The 18,113-nt window shown below is 63.6% G+C and carries 18 protein-coding genes and 1 pseudogene; 9 read left to right on the forward strand and 10 right to left on the reverse strand.

Features of this window, described 5'->3' with window-relative positions; genetic code table 11:
- The first annotated feature begins 356 nt into the window (after window positions 1-356).
- Window positions 357-629 (forward strand): hypothetical protein, encoded by a 273-nt coding sequence (locus LZC95_13750; protein WXA97893.1) that lies wholly within the window; start codon window positions 357-359, stop codon window positions 627-629.
- A 54-nt stretch (window positions 630-683) separates the two neighbouring features.
- Complete coding sequence (locus LZC95_13755) at window positions 684-1,544, forward strand: AraC family transcriptional regulator (GenBank protein ID WXA97894.1); 861 nt, start codon at window positions 684-686, stop codon at window positions 1,542-1,544.
- On the opposite strand, the gene LZC95_13760 is transcribed toward LZC95_13755, so the two are convergent.
- From LZC95_13760 to LZC95_13770, 3 genes are all read right to left on the reverse strand, one after another.
- Window positions 1,530-2,042: a DUF2938 domain-containing protein gene (locus LZC95_13760; protein ID WXA97895.1), complete on the reverse strand. Its 513-nt coding sequence runs from the start codon at window positions 2,040-2,042 to the stop codon at window positions 1,530-1,532. The genes LZC95_13755 and LZC95_13760 overlap by 15 nt on opposite strands.
- A gap of 79 nt (window positions 2,043-2,121) precedes the next feature.
- On the reverse strand, window positions 2,122-3,705 hold the full coding sequence (locus LZC95_13765; protein WXA97896.1) for a DHA2 family efflux MFS transporter permease subunit: 1,584 nt from the start codon (window positions 3,703-3,705) through the stop codon (window positions 2,122-2,124).
- A complete protein-coding gene (locus tag LZC95_13770) occupies window positions 3,702-4,937 on the reverse strand; it encodes an HlyD family secretion protein (protein WXA97897.1) in 1,236 nt (411 codons plus the stop codon). The genes LZC95_13765 and LZC95_13770 overlap by 4 nt, the downstream gene beginning before the upstream one ends.
- Window positions 4,938-5,032: 95 nt before the next feature.
- On the opposite strand from LZC95_13770, the gene LZC95_13775 reads away from it, so the two are divergent.
- From LZC95_13775 to LZC95_13785, 3 genes are read left to right on the forward strand one after another with little or no spacing between them, the layout of a single operon-like run.
- A complete protein-coding gene (locus LZC95_13775; protein ID WXA97898.1) occupies window positions 5,033-5,584 on the forward strand; it encodes a MarR family transcriptional regulator in 552 nt (183 codons plus the stop codon).
- A 1-nt stretch (window position 5,585) separates the two neighbouring features.
- Window positions 5,586-5,945, forward strand: coding sequence for a hypothetical protein (locus LZC95_13780; GenBank protein WXA97899.1), 360 nt, complete (start codon window positions 5,586-5,588; stop codon window positions 5,943-5,945).
- 51 nt (window positions 5,946-5,996) lie between these two features.
- A complete protein-coding gene (locus LZC95_13785) occupies window positions 5,997-6,188 on the forward strand; it encodes a hypothetical protein (GenBank protein ID WXA97900.1) in 192 nt (63 codons plus the stop codon).
- Window positions 6,189-6,199: 11 nt separating this feature from the next.
- On the opposite strand, the gene LZC95_13790 is transcribed toward LZC95_13785, so the two are convergent.
- Window positions 6,200-6,604, reverse strand: a complete 405-nt coding sequence (locus LZC95_13790; protein WXA97901.1) for a GFA family protein — start codon at window positions 6,602-6,604, stop codon at window positions 6,200-6,202.
- Window positions 6,601-7,572, reverse strand: coding sequence for a diguanylate cyclase (locus tag LZC95_13795; GenBank protein WXA97902.1), 972 nt, complete (start codon window positions 7,570-7,572; stop codon window positions 6,601-6,603). The genes LZC95_13790 and LZC95_13795 overlap by 4 nt, the downstream gene beginning before the upstream one ends.
- Window positions 7,573-7,735: 163 nt before the next feature.
- Between LZC95_13795 and LZC95_13800 the strand changes: the two genes are divergently transcribed.
- Window positions 7,736-10,453 (forward strand): M1 family metallopeptidase, encoded by a 2,718-nt coding sequence (locus LZC95_13800; protein WXA97903.1) that lies wholly within the window; start codon window positions 7,736-7,738, stop codon window positions 10,451-10,453.
- Here LZC95_13800 and LZC95_13805 read toward each other — a convergent pair.
- Together LZC95_13805 and LZC95_13810 are read right to left on the reverse strand one after the other, a co-directional pair.
- Window positions 10,386-10,763, reverse strand: coding sequence for a MerC domain-containing protein (locus LZC95_13805; GenBank protein ID WXA97904.1), 378 nt, complete (start codon window positions 10,761-10,763; stop codon window positions 10,386-10,388). The genes LZC95_13800 and LZC95_13805 overlap by 68 nt on opposite strands.
- 109 nt (window positions 10,764-10,872) lie before the next feature.
- Window positions 10,873-11,385, reverse strand: coding sequence for a nuclear transport factor 2 family protein (locus tag LZC95_13810; GenBank protein WXA97905.1), 513 nt, complete (start codon window positions 11,383-11,385; stop codon window positions 10,873-10,875).
- An 897-nt stretch (window positions 11,386-12,282) separates the two neighbouring features.
- Here LZC95_13810 and LZC95_13815 point away from each other — a divergent pair.
- Window positions 12,283-12,630: pseudogene (locus LZC95_13815) on the forward strand (transposase).
- Between the two features lie 147 nt (window positions 12,631-12,777).
- Here LZC95_13815 and LZC95_13820 read toward each other — a convergent pair.
- The 3 genes from LZC95_13820 to LZC95_13830 all read right to left on the reverse strand — a co-directional run bounded on the left by LZC95_13820 (window position 12,778) and on the right by LZC95_13830 (window position 15,129).
- Window positions 12,778-12,966 carry a hypothetical protein gene (locus tag LZC95_13820; GenBank protein WXB00371.1) on the reverse strand — a complete coding sequence of 63 codons (189 nt, stop codon included), beginning with the start codon at window positions 12,964-12,966 and terminating at the stop codon, window positions 12,778-12,780.
- Window positions 12,967-14,179: 1,213 nt separating this feature from the next.
- Window positions 14,180-14,683, reverse strand: a complete 504-nt coding sequence (locus tag LZC95_13825; protein ID WXA97906.1) for an SMI1/KNR4 family protein — start codon at window positions 14,681-14,683, stop codon at window positions 14,180-14,182.
- 95 nt (window positions 14,684-14,778) lie between these two features.
- A complete protein-coding gene (locus LZC95_13830) occupies window positions 14,779-15,129 on the reverse strand; it encodes a MerR family transcriptional regulator (protein ID WXA97907.1) in 351 nt (116 codons plus the stop codon).
- A 41-nt stretch (window positions 15,130-15,170) separates the two neighbouring features.
- Here LZC95_13830 and LZC95_13835 point away from each other — a divergent pair, with 41 nt between their 5' ends.
- Entirely contained in the window at window positions 15,171-16,646 is a 1,476-nt protein-coding gene (locus LZC95_13835; protein WXA97908.1) for a M20 family peptidase, read from the forward strand.
- A 125-nt stretch (window positions 16,647-16,771) separates the two neighbouring features.
- Complete coding sequence (locus LZC95_13840) at window positions 16,772-18,112, forward strand: TPM domain-containing protein (GenBank protein WXA97909.1); 1,341 nt, start codon at window positions 16,772-16,774, stop codon at window positions 18,110-18,112.
- Window position 18,113: the final 1 nt, after the last annotated feature.

Here is an 18,113-nt window from a genome sequence, read left to right on the forward strand (position 1 = left end):
GAACGCGCCAGCGCTCCCAGAAGCGTGCGGCACGATGTGCACGTGTCGACATGCGCTTCGAAATCGGCCTGCTCCTCAGCCGAAAGCTCACCGTCCAGAAACGCTACAATTATATTCGAATCACAGAGTGTCATGCTTAGGTGCAGGACTCGCGTCGCGGCGCGAAGTTGCACCTTGGAGCTTACATAACTTTCCGCACGCCCACACCCGCTGCCCAGCTCGACCAGGCGTTCACGATTTATTGCTGCGTATGCAAGAGTTGCCTCTCGGCAACGACGGATTGTGATGTAATCCTGATTTTGGTTTGCCTCGGCGCGGGCCCAATGTGAATCTTAGCGAGGGGAGCGCGCGCGACAATGGATCTCGATCGAGTCATTCAGGTGCAAGGCCTTGGCGAACTCGATGCTGCCCTCGTGACCGTAAGCCTCACGGACGTATCGGCCCAGGGGCTCGCGCTGGTGGTCCAGTTGATTCGAGAAAAGGGCGACATTGGCCTCGTTGACTTGGTGGTCGAAGAGATTGCCGCCGAAGGCCGCGAGCAGCACCCCGACTACAGTTTCGAATTCGCCAATCGTTACTGCGCCAAGCACTTCGAGCAGTTTGGCGAGCCGTTCGATGCGTGGGGCTGAGAGGTGATAACAATTCCAACTACGGATTGCGCGTTGGCATAAGATGGGGGCCGCATGACCGAGCGCCCCATTCAACGCGATGACCTCCGTGGGGATGGCTCGCCCATCTTCGTCCTGAGGCGCCGTCCCGATGACGTTCCGCGCGTGCGCGCCGAGCATGTGACGCACCAGTTTGCGGCCTTGGAATACTGCACAGCGGGCCGGCTCCGCATGGAGCAGCCCGAGGCGTGGACCTTGGAGGCCGGGGAAGCCCTGCTCGTGCCCGCCGGTCAACCGCACCGCGCAATCGCCCGCGCGGGCTTCGAATCGTGGCACCTCGGCTTTTGCGTCTCATGTGTCGTCGCCGACGATGCAGGCCTCCTGCTCGAGCCCTTCGAACGGGTTCGCGCGGGGGCTTCCCCCGTCGTGCGCTTGCCGGCCGCGCGCCGCGCATTTCTCGAGACGCTGTTCGCGGAGCTTCAAGAGGCGACCGATCCCGCACGGTACGGCGAATCGCGCGCCGTGGCGCACAGCCTTTTGACCCTCGTCTTGAACGAGGTCGGGCGCGCCGCGCGCGCGGAGGGGAGCCCGCCAGCTCCGGCCGGCCTCGTGGCCGAGGCACTTCGTTTCATCGAGCGGCACTGCCGCGAGCGCATCACCCTCGGCGATGTGGCCGCGGCCGTCGGACGCAGCCCCGCCTACGTCACCACCGCGCTCTCGCAGGCCACGGGTCGCAGCGCCGTCGAGTGGATCGTGGCCGGCCGCATGGCCGAAGCCCGCCGCATGCTGCTCCACTCGGACGAGATGGTCGATATCATCGCCGAACGCGTGGGCTACGCCGACCCCACGCATTTCATTCGCATGTTCCGTCGGGCGCACGGTACGACGCCCGCAGCCTGGCGCGCCTCCAAACGGCGCGACTCATCGCGCCGGTAAAAGCGCGGCCACGAGCAGCGCCGCACCGTAAAGGCCAAATCCGTACACCGAGTGCGCGCCGAGGCTCTTCAACCGCGCCACGTTCGGCTTTGGCGTCTTCGACGCCGCCATGCCGGCGCCCATCCCAGGTTGAAGCACGAAAAAGGGCGCCACGATGGTGACGATTCCCACGAAAAGCGCCGGGGCCAACGACGGCGCGCGCGCCCATTCGAGTCCCCAAATCGACAAGAGCAGCGCGGCAAACGTCACCCCAATGAGGTAATGCGCACTCCAGCCGAGGATGCGCTCGCCACGGACCGGTGCGGCCCGCGCGATGCTCTCGTGGACGAGGCGGCCGCTGGGCAGGTGCCCCAGCCAGCGGCCGAGCATTCCGTAATCCAGGGAAAGGACGCCGAAGGCTCGCTTGAGAAAGATGGCCCAGAGGTCCATCGTCAAGGTGGCGCCGATTCCAATCAGGGCCGCCCGAGCGACCCATTCCATTTGCATCGCAAGGTTCATGCGATGGACGTAAAGCCCGAACGAGGCGCCAGGCAGGGCGGGGGTTTCGCCCCGATCGGCGTATCTTTCGATTGGCGTCTCAGTGCCCCATGGCGGCAGGGCCGCGGGCTCGCTTCATGAAATAAGTGAGCGGGACCATCAGCATCGTACCGCACGCGAGAATGAACATCACGTCGATATACGCCAAGGTTTGCGCCTGCCCGAGAACCATACTGTACATCGCCCGGTAGGCTTTGAGCGATGCATCCGCGGCGCTCGTCCCCGCGGCCTGCAGGGCGGCGGTGATGCCCGCAAGCCGATCGCGGAAGGGCGCGTCGAACAGCGTCGTGTGCGTGGTCAACTCGGACTGGTGCACCTGGGCGCGCCGCGCCAGCAGGGTGGTCACCAGCGCAATGCCCACGTCGCCGCCCATGTTGCGCGACAGATTGATGAGGCCTGCCGCTGCATTGCTTTTCTCGGGCGGAACGCTCGAAAAGCTCAATGTGTTGATGGGCACGAAGAGGAATGCGAGCCCGAAGGCCTGGTACACGCGAAAGAGTGTCGCATGCTTGAAATCGATGCCCAGGGAAAGCCGATGGGCCATGTAGAACATCGCCATGGATAGCGAGAAGAAGCCAAACGCGATCATCTTCCGCGCATCGGTCTTGGAAACGATGCGCCCGACGAAGGGCATCAAGAGAATCACCAGCACGGCGCCCGGGGACAACGCCATGCCCGCCTGCTGCGCCGAATAACCGAGCAGCAGCTGCGTGAACTGCGGCAGAACCAGCGTCGACGCGAACAGCGCAATGCCGAGGACGAACATCATCCCATTGGCCACGGCGAACGTGCGATCTTTGAAAAGCCGCACATCGATGATGGGATGCTTCGTTTTGAGCTCCCAGAACAGCAAGGCCACCAAAGCCACCGCCGACAGCACGGCAAAGCCCGAGATGAAGGGCGAATGGAACCAATCTTCTTCCTGCCCTTTGTCGAGCACGACCTCCAGGCTCCCCAGCCCCACGGCGATGAGCGTCAAGCCCGCGATGTCGATGGGCACGGCGTTGCTCTTTCGCTGGGCGAGCCACGGCGGATCGACCACCATGCGGTTGGTCAGAATCATCGACAGAATGCCCACTGGCACGTTGATGAAGAAGATCCACCGCCACGAGTAATTGTCGGTGATGTACCCGCCGAGGGTGGGGCCGATCGCCGGTGCGAGCACCACGGCCATACCGTAAATGGCAAAGGCCATACCGTGTTTGGCGCGCGGAAAGGTATCGGCCAGAATCGATTGTTCGCTCGGCCCCAGTCCTCCGCCGCCAATGCCCTGCAGCACGCGAAAGAAAATGAGCGACCCCAGGTTCGGGGCGATACCGCACAGGAACGAGCTAATCGTGAATAGCGCGACGCACGACATGTAGAAGCGCTTTCGGCCAATGCGGTTGGAAATCCATCCGCTGATCGGCAGAATCACCGCGTTCGACACCAGGTACGCCGTGAGCACCCAGGTGCTCTGCGATTGGCTCACCGAGAGGTTTCCGGCCATGTGGGGCAGGGAAACGTTGGCGATGCTCGTGTCGAGCACCTCCATGAACGTGGCCATGGTGACGGTGAGGGCGATCAAGATGGGATTGTGCCCCGGGTGCCATCCCTCGTCCGGCACCGCCCTCGCCTGGCTCATTTGACCCGAACCTCCGGCTCCACCGACATGCCGGGGCGCAGCCGCTCGAGCCCCGGCTGGCCCGGCAGCAAGCGAATGCGCACTGGAAGCCGTTGAACGACTTTGACGTAGTTGCCCGTGGCATTCTCGGGCGGCAAAACGCTGTAGCGCGAGCCCGTGGCGGCGGCGAGGCTCTCCACCTCGCCGTGGAAGTCTTGGCCGAGGGCATCGACGTACACCTTCACGGGCTGGCCGGGGCGCATGCGTGCGACCTGCGTTTCGCGGAAGTTGGCCGTGACCCACACCTTCTCCACCTGCGTGAGCGCGAGCAGCTGCTGGCCCACGTTCACGCGATCGCCGACGTTCACCGAGCGCTTTCCAATGACGCCGCCCGCGGGCGCGGGGATCTTCGCGTAGCTCAAATTGAGCTCCGCCTGCTCCAGCGCGGCCTTGTTGGCATCGACGTTCGCTTGCCGGAGCGCCACCGTCGCCCGCTTCGCCTCGAGTTGCGGCGACGCATTCGTCGAAGCTTCGCGCGCACGGCTGTGCGCCGCCCGCTCGCGCGCGGTTTGATCCTCGACCCGGCGGCGTGCCACATCCACCGTTTCGCGCAAAACCTTCATATTGGCCGCCGATGCATCCGCCGCGGCCCTGCGGCTGTCGTATTCGGCTTTGGCGATCGCCCCCGTTTGGTAAAGCCGCTCGGCGCGTTCCAAATCGAGTTGGGCGAGCTTGTCATTGGCCTGCCCCTGTTGCAGTTGCGCCTCGGCCTGCGCGACCGATCGCAGAGCCTCCGCCACGCTGGCGCGACCCGACGCCACGTCGCTCGTGGTGGTGGCCACCAAGGTGGCGTTCGACGTCTCCGTGATGGCCACCGACGGCTGCTCGGCGCGCAGCTGCGCCTCGGCCTGGGCCAGCGAGGCTTTCGCCTGATCGACCGCGATGCGCAGATCCTTCGGGTCCAGCTCCACGAGCGTCTGCCCCGCCGTCACCGTCTGGTTGTCGTCGACGTGAACGGCCATCACCGTGCCGGCCACGCGGGACGCGACATTGGAGATGTACGCGTCCACCTGCGCATTGTCGGTGTCCTCGTAAAACGTGCCGCGGTACCAGTACGCGAGCGACGATGCCACCACGAGGGCAGACACCCCGAGCGCAATGCGGCGTTTCTTGGGCGGGGAAGACGCGCTCACCTCGGCAGCGGGGGTGTGAACGGCGGGCGCCGGGGCGGGCATGGTAGAGTCGAGATCCATGGCAATGAGCTCGCGGAATTTTCGGGGTTGGGAGGCCGCGCACGATGGTGCGTTGGCACGATGCTTAGGCGCCTTATATTTAGGGACCTAAAGACATGCGTCAAGGTCAACGTCCGAGCCCGCGCCATGCCGTTTCGCCGCCGATCCCGCGCCGCGAGCTACCTCAGTACGAGGCAATCGAGGTGATTGCGACCCAGTACGGTGCAGCGCCACGTGCTGTGCTCGCTTTCATCACGTTGAGCGTCGTTCTTGACGAGCTCGCTGACGCCGAGGCCATTCATTTCCGGCGGCATGGCCTGTCCCAGTCGCGGTTCGTGCTGCTCATTCTTCTTTCGAAGGCCCCGGGCAACCGGTTAACTCCGCTGGAAATTGCGAGCGGGCTCGGCGTTCGCCCGGCCACCGTCACGGGTCTGGTCGCAGGCCTGGAGCGCGAAGGCCTGGTCGAGCGCCGCCCCGACACCGAGGATCGCCGCGTGGTGACCGTGCACCTTCAGCCCAAAGGGCGCCAGATCCTCGAGAATATGCTGCCCGACCACATGTCGCGCATCTCCAAGCTGGTCGCAGGCTTGAGCGACGCCGATCTGGAATCCCTGACCCGCACCTTGACCTTGGTGCGTGACCGGCTAGACGTTTTCCGTGATCCGTGACGTGAGACGATGGCTCGCGATGGTGCTCGGCCTGGTGGCCGTGCTCTTCGTGTTCCTTCGCGCGGGCACGGTGCACGCCTCCGCCGCGGTGTGGGCACTGTCCGGGCCCGATCGCATCGAACGCGCCCCCGAGCGTGATACGCCATATGCGCGCTCCCCGTCGCCCATTCGGCTCGAGAGGACGCGCTCGCCGCGCTCGGCGCATCCCGGCGCCGCGCCTTCGTTGGGGGCCTTCGTTCCACCGCGCACGGCGAGCGTGTCGTGCACGCGTCTCTTGGTGTCGGGCGAGCCACGCATGGCGCCGCCTTTCGCCCTTCCGCCTTCCCAGGCCCGCTCGCGTTTGATGGTCTTTCTGAATTGAGCCTCTCCGTTTTTCGACGAGCAAACGGCTTTTCAAAACGGAGAAAACACAATGAAGAAACTGTATCGCGACGTCGCGGGTTACGTGACGATGTTCCTTGGTTTGTCGTTGATCATCCTGGCTGGCTACAGCAGCTCCGAAGACCGGCTTTCGCCCGGCGCGAGGGTCGTGGCGGGGAGCGTGGCCGGATTGAGCGGCGGGGTGATCACCTTCGTCGTATCTCGGCGACTGCTCGCGGGCTAATCCGCTTTATTTCAACTGGGCACGTGCCCTTCGTACTGCGGAAGCGTGTCCCTGATGGTGAACCAGGGCGCCTTGGAACCGACGAAAATATGATGCGTCGGACGAATCGTGGGATCGTCGACCAAGGTGCCCATGGGAACGTGCACGAACGCGCCATCGCGCACGACGGAGTAAAGAAGCGCGCCGCACGACTTGCAGTGCGTATCGTTCGCGTCCACCTCGCCGAAAAGGGCGAGGTGGTCTGCACCCTTCGTGACCTGCAGTTTCTCGCGCTCGATGCCCGCGAAAGGCTTGAACGCCGACCCGGTCCTTCGCCGGCAATTCGAACAATGGCAGTTGGCCGCGTAGCGAAAGGCATCCGTCACCGTGTAATGCACGGCGCCGCAAAAGCACTGGCCCGTCAGCGTGCGGCTCATCGCGCGGCGACCTCGGTGCGGTTTCGCCCGAGCGCCTTTGCGCGATAGAGGGCCGCGTCGGCGCGTTCGATCCACGCCGCAGGGCTGGCGTCGACGGCGAGATCCAATTCGGCCACGCCGATGCTGACCGTCACCGCGCCTTGTCCCGAGGCATTCGGGATGGCCAGCTTCTCGACGACCTCGCGCACGCGATCCATCGCCACCTTCGCCGAGGCGAGCGATTGCTCCGGGAGCAGGAGCAAAAACTCTTCACCGCCGTAGCGATAGACGGTGTCGACTTCGCGAACCTCCTGGCGCAGGGCGCGGGCGATGCGACGGAGCGCCTCGTCGCCGGCCAGGTGACCGTAGTGATCGTTGTAATTCTTGAAGCCGTCGATGTCGGCGATGGCCAAGGAACAGCTGCGCCGGTAACGCTTGGTGTGCGACCAAACCGCGTTCAAATCCTCGTCCAAACGCAAACGATTCGCGATCTGGGTCAGCGCATCCGTCCGCGCAGCCGAGTACGCACGCCGGTGAAGCCCGACGAGGCGTCCGGCGGAAATCAGGTGGGCGCGCACCTCGTTGGGGTCGCAACCCTTCGCGTAGCATCCGTCCGCCCCCGCCTCCATCGCGCGCAGAAAACGCGCCTTGTCGGTCATTCCCGTCAAAACGATGAAATACGTGTAGCGGTCTTCGCCGTCCGCCATGCGAATACGGCGGCAAAGTTCCACCCCATTCATGCGCGGCATCTGCCAATCGCTCAATACGACATCCGCCGGCTCTTTCTGCAGCATTTCCCAGGCTTCTTGCCCATCGTGGGCCACCCGGCACCGGTGTCCGAAGCCCTCGATGAGTTCTTGCAGCGCGTCGCGAAACGCCGCGTGGTCGTCGACGACGAGAACCTTCAACGGAATATTCATCGCCGGTGCGGCGACCAACCGAATCTCGGACGTATCGGGAGATGCAATGCGACTGGAAGCGAGGGACATGTTTTGCCATCACCCAATGCAGGTGCCATGCCGGTCGGCATTCGGGGCACGGGCTTTTCCGCGGGATCCTTGACTCTCGGCGCCGCGTGATTAGCAAAATGGCGCGAAACCGCTTTGCGCTGGGGTCGAATGAGAGAGTGTGATGCGCACATTCTCTTGCCCAGTGGTTGTTGCCGCTCTGTTCGTTGGTTTGCCGAATTGCACGCCCGCGCGGGAGGCCGCGCCGGCTGCGACCTCCGCGGCGCGGCCTGCGCCATGGCCGGAGCCTCCGGGGTGGCGACTTCCCGATACGGTTCGCCCCACGCGCTACGACGCGTCATTGACGGTGCTCCCGACGGAGCCGCGTTTCGAGGGGCGCATGCGCATGGAGCTCGACCTGCGGGCGCCGGCGCACGCGGTGTGGCTCCATGCCGTCGACCTCACGATCCGCGCGGTCACGGTGAACGGGGAGAAGGCCGAGGTGACCCAGGGCAAGAACGACCTCGTGGGAATTCGATTGCCGCGGGCGTTGCCTGCGGGCGCGGCCACAGTGGTTCTCGATTATTCCGGACCGATTGCCGCCAACGGTGACCGAGGATTGATCGCGCTCGAGGAAGGGGGGCATCGATACGCATTTGCGGCCATGGAACCCATCGACGCGCGGCGCATCTTTCCGTGTTTCGACGAGCCGTCGTTCAAGGTCCCCTGGACGATCCGTCTCGAGGTGAAACGCGAGGATATGGCCTTGAGCAATGCGCCCGCGATTTCCGAGCAGATTGCCGGCGATCATAAAATCGTCCAATTCGCGGAAACGAAGCCGCTTCCCCCGCACTTGCTGGCATTGGCGGTGGGGCCGTTCGAGGCGGTGGACGCGGGCGTTGCCGGAAAGAATCGCGTTCCGATTCGCATTCTGGTTCCGCCGGGCCGGGGCGCGGAGGCACGCTTTGCAAAAGAGTCGACGGGCCCACTGCTGAACCGGATCGAAGCGTATCTCGATATGCCATATCCCTACGAGAAACTCGATTTCGTCAACGTGCCCCATTACGGAGGTGCCATGGAGAGCCCGGGGCTGGTTACGTTTGCTCAGAAATTCCTGCTGTCTCGTCCCGAGGAAGAAACGAGCGTCTTTCAGCGCAACTACGCGTCGATTGCCGCCCATGAACTCGGCCATCAATGGTTCGGCAATCTGGTGACGATGAAATGGTGGGACGATATGTGGCTCAGCGAGGCATTTGCCCCGTGGTTGGCTGATCGCGCTGTCGCTGGCTGGAAGCCCGAGTGGCACCTGGATGCGGAGAATGCGGCCCAAAGGGTGAGCGCCATGCTCGGCGACGACATTCCGGGCGTGCGACGGCTGCGCCAGCCGATCGACATCAAGGACGATATGGCCGAAGTTTGGACCGAGGCCATGTACAGCAAAGGCACGGGCGTGCTCGATATGTTCGAGCAAGGGATCGGCCGCGACGCGTTTCGTCAGGGGCTTCGGCGTTACCTTGCGACGTACGCGCATGGGAATGCGACGGCCGAGCAGTTCCTCCAAACGGCGTTGCATGACACGCCGCCGGCGACCGTGCGGGCCTTCGAGTCCTTTTTGAATCAGCCTGGCGTGCCGCAAGTGGATGCCTCGCTCCGCTGCGAGACGGGGCGCCCGCCCGCGCTGGAACTCTCGCAGTCGGGCAAATCCGACGCGACTTGGCAAATTCCGGTGTGCGCACGGTATCCGGGAAAGCGCAACGAGGCGGCGACGTCGTGCACGTTGTTGGGGGCGAGGCAAGGGGAGCTCGTACTCGACGGCGCGGAGTCGTGCCCCGTGTGGGTCGATGCCAATTCCGATGCCCACGGCTATTACCGCGTTCGTTACCTAGGCAATCTTTTGACGAAGTTGCTCGCGGCACCGCAGGCCCTCACGCGCGCCGAGAAGGTCGCGCTTCTGGGCGACCTCGGGGCGCAGGCGCGGAGCGGCGCGTCGTCGTACACCGAGGTGCTGGCGGCAGCCTCCAAGCTGGCCGGCGACACGGCGTTCTACGTGGCCGCTGCCACGCTCAATTTGGTCGTGCAGGTGCGGGATACCCAGCTTTTCCCGGAGCCGCTGCGTCCAAACTATGCCCGTTTCGTGCGCGACACCTACGGGGCGCGGGCGAAGCAGCTTGGGTTCGCGCCGCGCGCAGGCGAATCCGAGGACGATGCCTTGCTACGCCCGAAGCTGTTGCTCATCGTGGCCGATTACGGGGAGGATCCGGCATTGCGTGGCGAGGCAAAGGCGATGGGCGAGCGCTGGCTGAACGGGCAGGGAAATATTCCCCCGGCGTTGCTTCAAGTGGTTCTCAATGTTGCGGCACGCTTCGGCGATCGTTCGACGTTGGACCTGATGCGAAATGCGGCCCGTGCGCGCGCGGCGAATCGCAAGGAGCGAAATTCAATTTTGCGTGCGATGGGTCAATTTCGCGAACCGGACCTCTTGCGCGCGGCGCTCGCAACGATGTTGACGAACGACTTCGACGTGCGCGAGTCCATCGAGATGCTGCGAGAAACGTCCAAGACGGCGGCAACGCGCCAAGTCGCGTTCGATTTCGTCAAAGAGCACTTCGACGCGCTCGTGGCGCGACTTCCCAACGACGGCAGCACCTTCGCCCTCGCCGCGGAGCTTCCCGAGATGGTCGGTGCGTCGTTTTGTGACGCAGCCCATGCCGCCGACGTGGAGTCGTTCTTTCGCGGGCGCACCACGCAGCACGCCGGTGGAACGCGCTCGTTGGCCCGAGCGGTGGAAAGGGTGAAGGGGTGCGCTGCGTACCGGGCGGTTCAAGAACCGAACGTCACGGCGTTCTTGTCGGCCATCAAGGATGGGTCCGGTCGTAAAACAGCGGACGGCCGAGCAAATCGTTCAGCCAGCTCGACACGATGAGCACGGCCATTCCGACATAGGTCGTCGCCCGGCCATGAAAGACGAGCATGGACGACGCGAGCAAACCCGCGCCCACGGCGGCGACGAAGAGCGCGAGCACGTTGCGATGGTAACGCGCGCCGGCGACCAGCCCCGCGAACATGATGACGAAGCTCGCGAAGAGCATTTGGTCGATCACGGTTTCTTCCAGCAGCCACCCTAGCCCCAAGGCTGGAAATATGGCCACCAGGGGCGGCAGCTCCAGGGAGCACATCCCGGCGAAAACGGATCCCGAGACGCCGAACTTGTCGATGTGCCTGACAGGAATCATCGCGCGCGCCCTCCTGCACCCCCGGCGTGTAAAGCGATGCCACAAACCGGGGCGGGCGTCCAACGCGATGCCACCTCCCACGGTGGCATCGTCGGACGAGAGCGCCTGATCACTCGCCGGGGCGCCGCTCGGTCGCCCGAAACAGCGCATCGAGGCGACCGCCATCGAAGTACGCCGTGACCTCCACGATGCGCGCGCCTTCGAGATGCAAGACCCAGACATATTCATTGTCGTAAGGTTGGCCCTGGACACTGGTCGACGCCCCGCGCCACTGAACGACGGCATCGTTCCCCTCGACGACGATCCTCTGCACCGTCGGCCGCACCGGCCCCTTCAGCACGCGCGAAAGCCGACCATACGTTGCATCGAGAAACGCCTTCTTCGAATGATACTCGCCCGACAACATGTTGGTGCCCGCAATGGTCCAATGCACGTCGTCCGCGACATGGTCGAAAAAGGGACGCGAGTCCCCCTGCGCATACGCATCGAAAAGCTCCTGCACCAGCGCCCGCGTGGACTGCGCCTGCGCTTCATGCGCCGGCGCTCGCGAAGCGACGGAGCACCCCGCCAGCGTGAGCACGAGACCAATCGCCGCAGCGTTCATCGTCGAAGTCGTCTTCATCGAAGTCCTCCATTCACGGGAAAGAAGATGGGGCGGTGTGGTCCCGCGACTACGCCCGCCGCGCGGGATGGGCCTTGAACAAGGGCTTCACAATCCGCGACCCCTCGCACCGCGACGCGGAGAATACCGACTCGCGCCAACTCGCCCTTCCAACGGCAACGCCGAACGTCCATCTTGGCCGCATCGCTAGAGGATGAATCACGGGAGCGGCGGCAACCCAGGTGATGCGACGCAAGCGAGCGAACATCGACCGTGGGTAGGCATCGGTGACGGGCAACGGCTGGCGGCCTTTCCTGTCGACGAGAAAATCGTCTTTGAGATCAGTATGCCAGACCTATTCGGCGCGGTTACGTGACCCAGTGGCAGCCGCCTCGATGTCGAGATTCGACAACGCCGGGCGAACGTGCTGACCTACCGCAGTTCGGCTTCCCGATTGGCGCGCGCGAAGCCTTCGTGGCTCGAGCCTTCGAGCGCCCAATGCTCCACGGCAGACGTATCCTTCCAGGGCAAGGCCACACCTCCTCGCCCGGCGTGGGGGTTACCGACGTTGTCGGGCAAGCTTGTAATCGCGCTACCGCTCTCGCGGATGGAACCTGTCACCAGCTCTCTAATGCGCGCCGCCGAATAGCTGAAATGGCGTGATTTTGCCCAGCAATTATTATGGCCGTATTCAAGAGGAAGGATTCGATGAAGTCGATGCAGCTCGAGCTGCCGTCTGCACCTTCATGGGGTGGTCGGCGTAAGGGAGCGGGCAGGAAGCGTAATCCCAAGTCCGGGGTGCCTCATTGCGCGCGTCGAGTTTACAAGGCTGCGCAATCCATTTACGCCACACTGAAATGGGTGATTTTGCGCGGCAATTGTTATATCCTTATTCAGATGAAGGGATCCATGGAGTCGATGCAGCTCGAGCTGCCGTCTGCGCCTTCATGGGGTGGTCGGCGTAAGGGGGCGGGCAGGAAGCGTAATCCCAAGTCCGGGGTGCCGCATCGAGCGCGTCCAGTTCACAAGGCTGCGCATCCTGTTCACGTCACACTGCGAACCAGGGATGATGTGCGTGGGCTGCGAACGGCTCGCGTATTCTCGTTGCTCTTATCAAGTATCAAGGGTGCGTCCCATACGGATTTTCGGGTCGTGCATTTCTCGGTTCAGCACGATCATATCCACCTCATCGTGGAATCGCGTGACAAGGCGACCCTCTCACGCGGAATGCGAGGGCTCTCGATCCGGCTTGCCCGCGCGGTCAATCGTGCTCTCGAGCGTCGGGGGCCGGTCTGGAAAGAGCGGTATCACGCTCATGCACTTACGCGCCCACGCGAAGTCCGCAACGCGCTCCTTTATGTACTCATGAACCACCGAAAGCACGGATCCTCCTCCGCTTGGCTCGACCCACGCTCATCGGCAGCATGGTTCGATGGCTGGCGCCAAGACGCCCTTTTCGAGCACGCGCTTCGCGACCTCGATGGACTCGCCGGACTCGTCCCACCGGTTCAAGCGGCACGCACGTGGCTCGCTCGAGAAGGCTGGCGTCGCCACCGCTTGCTCGGCATCGATGAATCGCCCCTCGCTAGGCGAGTAAGTCATCCGAGCAGAGCTCCACAATAATCAATGAGGGTCCACACAGATGGAACGTGCCAAATGCCACGAGCAATGGTATGATGTCGAACGACACATAAAGGCCGACAGTTTCGCGGTCGATCCCAATCATCGTTAGTGCACTACCCTGGCCGCCTTTCCCGTGGACTGATCCCATGACCCTGGTCGTTGCCTTCCAGGGTTCCTCGAATTGCCCCCACTGAGTGGATTTCGTTGGCCCTTCGCTGCTGACATTTGGACGAGGCTCGCTGCGTCGTTTGAACGAGGGTCTTGAGAGTACGACCCATGTCGATGGATTCGATGCCAATCGGCGATGGCCGAAATAGTACGTAGGGAATGTACCGTAATCCGGGTCGGTCGAAGACCGGACGTTTGCCCCCCGGGTTGGCCGTAACGAGGTCGCACGAAAGCCAGCAGACGGTTTTCGTCGGGGCGGGCTCACGCCGTGCCGCTCGAACGGTGTCTCATCCGGGATGCTCTATTTTTAACCTAAATCACCTTCGTATCCGTACGGATCACCAACGTCGGTTCCCGGGCCGTCTTCGGGTTGCTACCAGTTGAGAGAGGACTCTCTTGGCGGGGCGGGATTCGCACCCACTGGCCGGCATTCTACATTTCGAGCTCGTACGATTGCATCGTACACCCCGCTGCGACACGGCGCGACGATGAATGTATTCTTCGGCTATTTCAATTCATTCACGAGCGTTGAGAGTTCGAACATTGCGAGCCATCGCCGGTTGATGTCGATTTTGCAAGTGTATGTCTCGACGTCGTAGTCGCCGAATGTTGCGTCGAGCAGTATGAGTCGTCGCGTCGGATGGGACGGGGGTGCCCTTTATAAAAAGGGTGACACGCAGTGTTGCTCCAGCGGAACGCTGCGCTGGAATGCCACGGAATCGGCGCGGAGGCGTATGCCTGAGGATACTTCGGCCGAGAGATTTTGCTTGCGTGGCGCTTGCCGGCGAGGCGCTTTACCCCCAGAAACGCATGCACGATGCCGTCCGCGGAAACGATGGATTCGCGTGGTGCCTTCGTCCCTATTTCGAAGGTGAGCGAGGGCGTGCTTGACCGTCGCAATCTCGTCTTTGTGCGCGACGAACCGGTGCCAAATGGCCGCATCCGCCATGGCCGCGTTGGTGCTCACCGACGACGAGGTGGTCGCCCGCAACGACAGTGCACACGATGACGACGGATCCGTCGTTCATGCCCAAGGTGCTCCTCTCGGCCGTCCTTGGCCCGTGGACGTCATCGGCTCGAACATCTCTGCCCAGAGGTCGACACCATCGAGCCATGCGAGGAGCCATCCGCGCACGTCTCGGCCCGTAACCGCCAATGGCGCATCGCCTGCGGAAGTGACGATTTGGCCCTCGGGTGACCGACAATCCAAGCAAGACCAAGTCGCGCGGCCCCAGTCGCAGATGGGCAAGAGGTGGCGCGGCCAGTCCGGCTCCACGGCGACCTCCTCGTAGACCTGGACCAAGCCTTCGCCCGCGCAGCCTTCGCGGTGACTGCGGTGACCGCGTTGAACGGAGAACAAGCCACCCCCAGGGCCGAATCCGCCATCGGCCACGTTCTGGTAGACGTATCGTAGAAAAGGAGGCAACGGAAAACCGAGCTGCTCTTCGGCCATGGCCACAGCCTCGGTGGAGCATGGGGGATGCGTCGCGCGCTCGCGAAGCTTTCGGAGAAAGTCACCGTCCGTCATGCGCGACGATCTATCTTCCCCTTCCACCCGAGTGCAAACTCGGGCACCGCCTCGCGACGTCGCGAAATTCTGTTTGCCTGCTTCGTCCTGCAAGCCTAAGGGCGAGACTCGAGGTGCGCGATCATGCGAACGACGCGCCGGCGCAGTGCACGCGTCTGCGCGATGTGTACATCGATTTCCTCGAGCTTGGCATTCAACCGGCGAACCATCTCGTGGCAGCGTAGCCGCTTGCGGCCGCCTGCCTCGACCAGGGCGCGCGATATCTCGTCCAGCGTGAAGCCCAAAGATTGCGCCTGGAGGACGAACTCCAGGTGCTCGAAGGCGCCCTCGTCGTATTCGCGGTATTTGCTGGGCCTGCGTGTCGAGCGAACCAGGCCTTTGGCCTCGAGAAACCTGATCTTCGACGTGGCCACGCCGAGGCGATTCGCAAGCTCTCCGATTCTCATCTTGACCTTGAAGTTAACTTGAAGGTGTACACTTCCGAAAGATGAGAGTTCGACGCATGTTGGTGCAAGGCTCGAAGTTCGTGGCGGCGATGCTGATGGGCCTGGTCATCGCATTGCTCGTCAATACCCTTCGGCAGGGCAGGCGAGGGCGCTCCGCACCCCGCGCGCAGACCGCAGGCACCGTCGATGCCGCACGCGTGGCGGAGCATCTTGCCCGCACGCTCCAGTTCAAGACGGTGTCGCACGCGGATTCGAGCGAGGACGACGGCGCTCCGTTCGAGGGCTTGCAGCGATATCTTGCGGAGACGTATCCGAAGGTTCATGCGAGCCTCGCACGCGAGGTCATCGGCGGGCGCGCGCTCGTTTACACGTGGCGCGGTAGCGATCCGTCGCTCCGCCCCGTTTTATTGGCCGCGCACCAGGACGTGGTTCCCGTGGAGCCCGGGACGGAGGGCACGTGGACGCACCCGCCGTTCGAGGGGGTGGTCGCAGACGGCTTCGTGTGGGGCCGCGGTGCGATCGACGACAAGGGCTCCGTGGTGGCGATCCTGGAAGCCGTCGAGGCGCTTCTTGCGGAGCATGTCGTGCCGAGGAGGTCGGTGGTCATTGCCCTCGGCTGCGATGAAGAAGTCGGCGGCATGGCAGGGGCCAAAGCCATCGCCGCGAGCTTCGAGGCGAAGGGGATGCGCTTCGAGTACGTGCTCGACGAGGGCAGCATGGTCACGCGAGGCATCGTGCCGGAGGCTCCCTTGCCGGTGGCCCTCATCGGTCTGACCGAAAAGGGAATGGCCACCATCGAGCTTGCCGTGGACACGGCCACGGGGCATTCGTCGATGCCTCCGCCGCAAACGTCGGTGGGCATCGTCGCGCGTGCGATCGACCAGCTCGAGGCTCACCCCATGCCGCCGCGCCTTACGCCGATGACGCGGCAGCTTCTCGAGGCGATTGCGCCCGATCTGCCGTTTGGCAAGCGGGTCGTCGCCTCGAATCTATGGCTCCTCAGCCCCCTCATCGTGTCGGCCATGACTGCACACGAAGCGAGCAATGCGGCGGTGCGCACGACCACGGCCCCCACCGTTTTCCACGCCGGTGTGCGCCCCAACGTGTTGCCGGCCAGCGCACGTGCCCTGGTGAATTTCCGCATCCTGCCCGGCGACACGGTCGAAGGCGTTCTCGCCCACGTGAAGCAAACGGTGGCCGATCCTCGAATCCAGGTGAAACTGCACGACGCCTTTGCGAACGATCCGCCGCCCGTATCGTCCGCGGATTCGCGCGCATTCCGCGCCATCGAAGCCACGGTGCGTGAGCTCTTTCCCGAGGCGGTGGTCGCTCCGACCCTCGTGCTGGGCGCGACCGATGCGCGCCACTACACATCGCTCGCCGACGGCGTCTATCACTTCAGCCCCTTCGTGGTGGGCCCGCAGGATCTCCCGAGGGTCCACGGCACGGACGAGCGCCTTCCCGTGGATGGCTTGGCCACCGCGGTTCTCTTTTACGAGCGGCTCCTCCGTGAGTGACGAGAGGAGCGCCTAGGCGCGATTCGTCGGATTCCGGTTTCGCTAGTCGGAAATCACGCATTGCTGCACCGCCGCCTCGTCGTTACGCTCATTGATTGATGAAAGCTTATCGATGGAGTCTTGTCTTGGCGTTGCTGGTTGCGGTGCTGGCATGGGCGTTCGCCGTACGCCCGGCGTACGCTTTCACGCCGCCGAAAATCGCGGGGCACGTGACCGATGCGGCGGGAAAGCTTTCCGATGGCGACCGCCGCGCATTGAATGAAAAGCTCGCAGCCTATCGGGCGAAGACCAAGAACGAGATTGCCGTTTTCATCGTGCGCTCGCTGGAAGGCGAAACCATCGACGATGTCGCGTACGCCACGTTCAATGCGTGGAAAATCGGAGTTGCCGGCAAGGACAATGGCGTGCTGCTGGTCATCGCTCCGAACGAGCGCCGTGTGCGCATCGAAACCGGAAAGGGAATCGGCGACAAGGTTACCGATTTGCAGGCGAACGACATCATTCGTTCACGCATCGGGCCTCGATTGAAGCAGGAGCAATTTCGCGAGGCGATTGACGATGGCACGTCGGCGCTCATGGCCTTGCTCGATGGCAAGTCCGCGCCTTCGGCCGCGCCCACGGCGTCGGCGACATCGACGTCGACGGCATCGACGGCGGCCGCGGAGACTCCGCCTGCGGCCGCCCCGACACCACCGCCGCTCAACGAGAAAGCGAAGTATCGATTGACGTCGTATTTCACCGATGAAAACTCGCTGCTCGAAGGGGCTCTGCGCGCGTCCTACGATGCGGAGACGGCGGCATCGGTAAAGGCGGGGAAAAAGGCCATCGGTGTGCTCGTTCTGCCCCGCACCGAGGAGGAGCCCATCGGACGGATTCACGTCGATGCTTCCACCCCCGACGGAGTCATTGCCGTTTTGCTGGTGCGGCCATCGACCAACGAGGTTTACGTTCGTGATATCGCGTTTCCGGCATACGACGAGTATCGAACCGCGATGGTTGGGGTGGAGGGTGCGATCGAAGAGCAGCTGCGTGCCGGGCGTGCGGAGGAAGGCATCCGCACGGGGGTACGCAGTCTTTTGGAGCTTTCCACCCGCGATGCAGAGAAGCGTGCGCGCCGCGCTGCGGCCGTGGCGGAGCGCGCCCACAAGGAGAATGTGAGCGATGGGATCTTCCTGGGGACCCTCGCGACGTTGTTTCTAGGCATCACGGTATTGGGCATCCGTGCGAGCCGTCGCAAGCCCCAAACGAACAGCCGCGAATCCACATCGTCCTCATCCTCGAGCGAATCGTCGTCCGGCTTTTCGACCTATACGCCGCCGACACCGCCCACCTTCACGAGCGCATTCGACAGCTTTCCGTCGTCCACTTCGCCGGCCCCCACCGTCGATACTTCGCCCCGCGTCGACACCAGCTACAGCGGTGGCGGCGGGACCTCCGGCGGCGGAGGCTCGAGCGACAGCTATTGAG

The sequence above is a fragment of the Sorangiineae bacterium MSr12523 genome, assembly GCA_037157775.1.
Taxonomy (GTDB): Bacteria; Myxococcota_A; Polyangia; order Polyangiales; family Polyangiaceae; genus Pendulispora; species Pendulispora brunnea.